We start from the raw sequence: 3,042 nt of genomic DNA, 5'->3' as shown, positions 1-3,042 counted from the left end.
CCGCGGCCCGGCTCGGCGGCGGCGAGCGGGCCAGGGCCCGGCACACCGCGCGCGGCAAGCTGTTGCCGCGCGACCGCGTGGACACGCTGCTCGACCCCGGCTCCCCGTTCCTGGAGCTGGCGCCGCTCGCGGCGGACGGTATGTACGAGGGGCAGGCGCCCGCGGCCGGGGTGATCGCCGGGATCGGGCGGGTCAGCGGGCGCGCGTGCGTGATCGTCGCCAACGACGCCACCGTCAAGGGCGGCACGTACTACCCGATGACCGTGAAGAAGCACCTGCGCGCCCAGGAGGTGGCCCTGGAGAACCGGCTGCCGTGCCTCTACTTGGTGGACTCCGGCGGCGCGTTCCTGCCGATGCAGGACGAGGTGTTCCCGGACCGCGAGCACTTCGGACGGATCTTCTACAACCAGGCCCGGATGTCCGGCGCGGGCATCCCGCAGATCGCGGCGGTGCTCGGCTCGTGCACGGCGGGCGGCGCGTACGTCCCGGCGATGAGCGACGAGGCCGTCATCGTCCGCAATCAGGGCACGATCTTCCTCGGCGGCCCGCCGCTGGTGAAGGCGGCCACCGGCGAGGTGGTGACGGCCGAGGAGCTGGGCGGCGGCGAGGTCCACTCGCGGGTCTCCGGCGTGACGGACCACCTCGCGCAGGACGACGCGCACGCGCTGCGGATCGTGCGCACCATCGTCTCCACGCTGCCGGAGCGCGGGCCGCTGCCGTGGTCGGTGACGGCGGCCGTGGAGCCGAAGGTCGACCCGGCGGGGCTCTACGGCGCGGTGCCGGTCGACTCGCGGACCCCGTACGACGTGCGCGAGGTCATCGCCCGGGTCGTGGACGGCTCCCGGTTCGCCGAGTTCAAGGCCGAGTTCGGGCAGACGCTGGTCACCGGCTTCGCGCGGATCCACGGGCACCCGGTCGGCATCGTCGCGAACAACGGCATCCTGTTCTCCGAGTCCGCCCAGAAGGGAGCCCACTTCATCGAACTGTGCGACCAGCGCGGGATTCCGCTGCTGTTCCTGCAGAACATCTCGGGCTTCATGGTGGGCCGGGACTACGAGGCGGGCGGCATCGCCAAGCACGGCGCCAAGATGGTCACGGCCGTGGCCTGCACGCGCGTGCCGAAGCTGACCGTCGTGATCGGCGGCTCGTACGGCGCGGGCAACTACTCGATGTGCGGCCGCGCGTACTCGCCCCGCTTCCTGTGGATGTGGCCCGGCGCCAAGATCTCCGTCATGGGCGGTGAGCAGGCCGCGTCCGTCCTCGCGACCGTCAAGCGTGACCAGTTGGAGGCGCGCGGCGAGCAGTGGCCCGCGGACGACGAGGAGTCCTTCAAGGCTCCGGTCCGTGCCCAGTACGAGACGCAGGGCAGCGCCTACTACGCGACGGCCCGGCTCTGGGACGACGGCGTGATCGACCCGCTGGAGACCCGCCAGGTCCTCGGCCTGGCCCTGACCGCCTGCGCCCACGCGCCGCTGCCGGAGAAGACCGGCGGCTTCGGCGTCTTCCGGATGTGAGAGGAGGCACGACTGTGGCAACGACCCTGTTCGAGACCGTACTTGTGGCCAACCGCGGCGAGATCGCCGTCCGCGTCATCCGTACGCTGCGTGCCCTCGGCATCCGCTCGGTGGCCGTGTACAGCGACGCCGACGCGGACGCGCGGCACGTGCGCGAGGCCGACGACGCGGTGCGCATCGGACCCGCCCCGGCCACCGAGAGCTACCTGTCCGTGGAGCGCCTGATCGAGGCGGCGGCCGCGACCGGCGCGCAGGCGGTCCACCCGGGCTACGGATTCCTCGCGGAGAACGCCGGGTTCGCGCGGGCCTGCGAGGAGGCGGGCCTCGTCTTCATCGGCCCGTCCGCCGACGCCATCGCGCTGATGGGCGACAAGATCCGCGCCAAGGACACGGTGCGGGCGGCCGGGGTGCCGGTGGTGCCGGGCGGCAAGGACCCCGCACTGGCCGAGGCGGCGCGGGAGTTGGGCGCCCCCGTCCTGCTCAAGCCGTCCGCGGGCGGCGGCGGCAAGGGCATGCGCCTGGTGCGCGACCTGAGCACCCTGGAGGACGAGATCGCGGCGGCCCGGCGCGAGGCGCGGGCCTCCTTCGGCGACGACACGCTCCTGGTGGAGCGATGGATCGACCGGCCCCGGCACATCGAGATCCAGGTCCTCGCGGACTCGCACGGCAACGTGGTGCACCTGGGCGAGCGCGAGTGCTCCCTGCAGCGCCGGCACCAGAAGGTCGTCGAGGAGGCGCCGAGCGTCCTGCTCGACGAGGCCACGCGGGCGGCGATGGGCGCGGCGGCGGTGGAGGCGGCGCGCAGTTGCGGCTACCGCGGCGCGGGCACGGTGGAGTTCATCGTGCCGGGCGGCGACCCCGCCGCGTACTGCTTCATGGAGATGAACACGCGCCTCCAGGTCGAGCACCCGGTGACGGAACTGATCACCGGCCTGGACCTGGTGGAGTGGCAGGTGCGGGTGGCGGCGGGCGAGCGCCTCCCCTTCTCCCAGGACGACATCACGCTCACCGGGCACGCGGTGGAGGCCCGGCTGTGCGCCGAGGACCCCGCGCGCGGCTTCCTCCCCTCCGGCGGCACGGTGCTCGCGCTGAGCGAGCCGGAGGGCGAGGGGGTGCGCACGGACTCCGGGCTCAGCGAGGGCACGGAGGTCTCGTCCCTGTACGACCCGATGCTGGCGAAGGTCATCGCCTACGGGCCCGACCGGGAGACGGCGCTGCGCAGGCTGCGGGCCGCGCTCGCCCGGACGGTGACGCTCGGCGTGCCGACGAACGCCGGGTTCCTGCGCCGCCTGCTGGCCCATCCGGCGGTCGTGGCGGGCGAGTTGGACACCGGGCTGGTGGAGCGTGAGGTCGACTCCCTGGTCGGCGGCGACGTACCGGCCGGGGTGTACGCGGCGGCGGGCGTGCAGCGTCAGCAGGCGCTGCAACCGGTGCCGGACGGCTGGACGGACCCCTTCGCACGGCCCGACGGCTGGCGGCTCGGCGGCGCACCCGCCTGGACGGTGCACCACGTGCGCGTGCCGGGCCA

Annotated in this window: 2 protein-coding genes; both read left to right on the top strand. The window is 73.8% G+C overall.

The window, feature by feature from the left end:
- Positions 1-1,514 (top strand): carboxyl transferase domain-containing protein (locus tag G3I40_RS25005; protein WP_164304372.1); only part of this gene is annotated, 1,514 nt, incomplete at its 5' end.
- 26 nt (positions 1,515-1,540) lie between these two features.
- On the top strand, positions 1,541-3,042 hold a 1,502-nt coding region (locus G3I40_RS25000), incomplete at its 3' end, for a biotin carboxylase N-terminal domain-containing protein (protein WP_164304373.1).

The organism is Streptomyces sp. SID14478 (assembly GCF_010548525.1).
In the GTDB taxonomy this organism is placed as follows: Bacteria; Actinomycetota; Actinomycetes; order Streptomycetales; family Streptomycetaceae; genus Streptomyces.
The sequence above is the reverse complement of the archived record's forward strand: the minus strand, read 5'-3'. Positions and strand labels throughout refer to the sequence as shown.